Genomic DNA, 1,647 nt, shown 5'->3' with positions numbered 1-1,647 from the left:
GGTGGTCGTCCGCGTCGAGCCGGTCAGGCCCATGGCCGAGCCGGTGCGGGGGCCGACGACGCCGTCCGCGGTCAGGCCGTGGCTGCGCTGCCAGCGGACGACGCCGGCGCGGGTGCCGGAGCCGAAGACGCCGTCGACGGAGACGCCGACCTTGCGCTGGACCTGCTTGACGACGTCGCCGCGGGAGCCGACGCGCACGAGGCCGGTGAAGTTGGTGGTGCGCGTGGAGGTGCGCGACGAACGCGCGGCGGTGGCGCTGCCCGACCGCAGGCGCATCTTGGTGCCGGTGCGGGGACCGACGATGCCGTCGGCCGACAGGCCGTGGCTGCGCTGCCAGCGGACGACGCCGGCGCGAGTGGCGGGGCCGAAGACGCCGTCGACGGAGACGCCGACCTTGCGCTGGATCTGCTTGACGAGGTCACCGCGGGCGCCCTGCTTGACCAGGCCGGAGAAGGTGGCGGTCGACTCGGTCGAGGACGTGGACGGGGCAGCGGTCGCGCTCTGGGCGCCGATGGTGGCGGTTCCGAGGCCGAGGGCCGCGGCGGCGACCACCGTGGCGCTGGCGCGCTTGCCGACCTGCGAGGACTGGCTCGGAGCGCGGTGGCGCCCGGCGTAGAACATCGACATGGGTCTCTCCTACGCCTACGGAGTTAGCTGTCGGGTTGGAGTGGAGATCACTCCGCCCAGTGGTCCGAGGGACCACGAGGACTTCACCCCGAGGCCGGGAGGCCGTGGATCGGTGGTTCCCCCGCTCCTGCCATGGCGATTTCAGGGAGCCAATCGGGTTGGCAGGACTCGGCGACCCGGTGGCGACCCCTCGTGTGTGGGGTCGCGAGAAGCGTAAGGCATTGGGACACGAAATGGTAACGGGGGTGTGGAGAAAGTTTCTCGATCAGTCGGTGCCGTGGACGGCACGGTGCAGCTCGGCCATTTCCTCGTCCATCCGGGCCGCTGTGACCGCGGCGTCGGTGATCCGCTGGCGCAGGTGGGGCGGGACGTCCCCTTCGTACTTGTAGAAGATCTTGTGCTCCGTGCTCGCCCAGAAGTCCATCGCGACCGTGCGGAACTGCACCTCCACCGGCACCTGCACCGGACCCGAGGAGAGGAAGACCGGGATCTCGAGGATGACGTGCAGCGAGCGGTAGCCATTGGGCTTGGGGTTGGCGATGTAGTCCTTGACCACCCGCACGGTGATGTCGGCCTGCGCGGTGAGCGAGTCGACGAGCCGGTAGACGTCGGCGACGAAGGAGCAGATGACCCGCACCCCGGCGATGTCGGTGATGTGCTCGCGCAGGGCCTCGATCTCGAGCTCGACGCCCTGGCGGCCCGCCTTCTCGATGATGCTCTCGGGGCTCTTGACCCGGGTCGAGATGTGCTCGATCGGGTTGTCGAGGTGCAGCTCGGCGAACTCCTCGCGCAGGATCTCCAGCCGGGTCGCGACCTGCTCCATGCCGAAGCGGTAGCCGAGCATCATCCGGGTGAAGTCCTCGCGGATCTGGGCGAATCGGCGCACGTCCTCGGCGGGGAGCTCCGGCATGCCGCTCATGTCATCTCCGCGAGGTCGGTGTCTGGTGGGGACAGCCTAGACAGCGGACCTGTGGGCGAAGGGGTGGGGAGGGCGACGGCGGGCCCCCACCTCGGGAGGTG

At 70.0% G+C, this 1,647-nt stretch carries 2 protein-coding genes and 1 riboswitch; both genes read right to left on the bottom strand.

Annotated features, from left to right (window positions below; genetic code table 11):
* A partial coding sequence (locus JAN01S_RS17625; RefSeq protein ID WP_068319893.1) for a peptidoglycan-binding domain-containing protein occupies positions 1-627 on the bottom strand: 627 nt, incomplete at its 3' end.
* Positions 625-775, bottom strand: a riboswitch (cyclic di-AMP (ydaO/yuaA leader). (Overlaps the previous gene by 3 nt.)
* Before the next feature lie 117 nt (positions 776-892).
* Entirely contained in the window at positions 893-1,546 is a 654-nt protein-coding gene (locus JAN01S_RS16365) for a GTP pyrophosphokinase (RefSeq protein WP_068319890.1), read from the bottom strand.
* Between the last annotated feature and the right edge of the window lie 101 nt (positions 1,547-1,647).

Source organism: Janibacter anophelis NBRC 107843 (assembly GCF_001570945.1).
In the GTDB taxonomy this organism is placed as follows: Bacteria; Actinomycetota; Actinomycetes; order Actinomycetales; family Dermatophilaceae; genus Janibacter; species Janibacter anophelis.
This window is presented reverse-complemented; position numbering and strand designations above follow the sequence as displayed.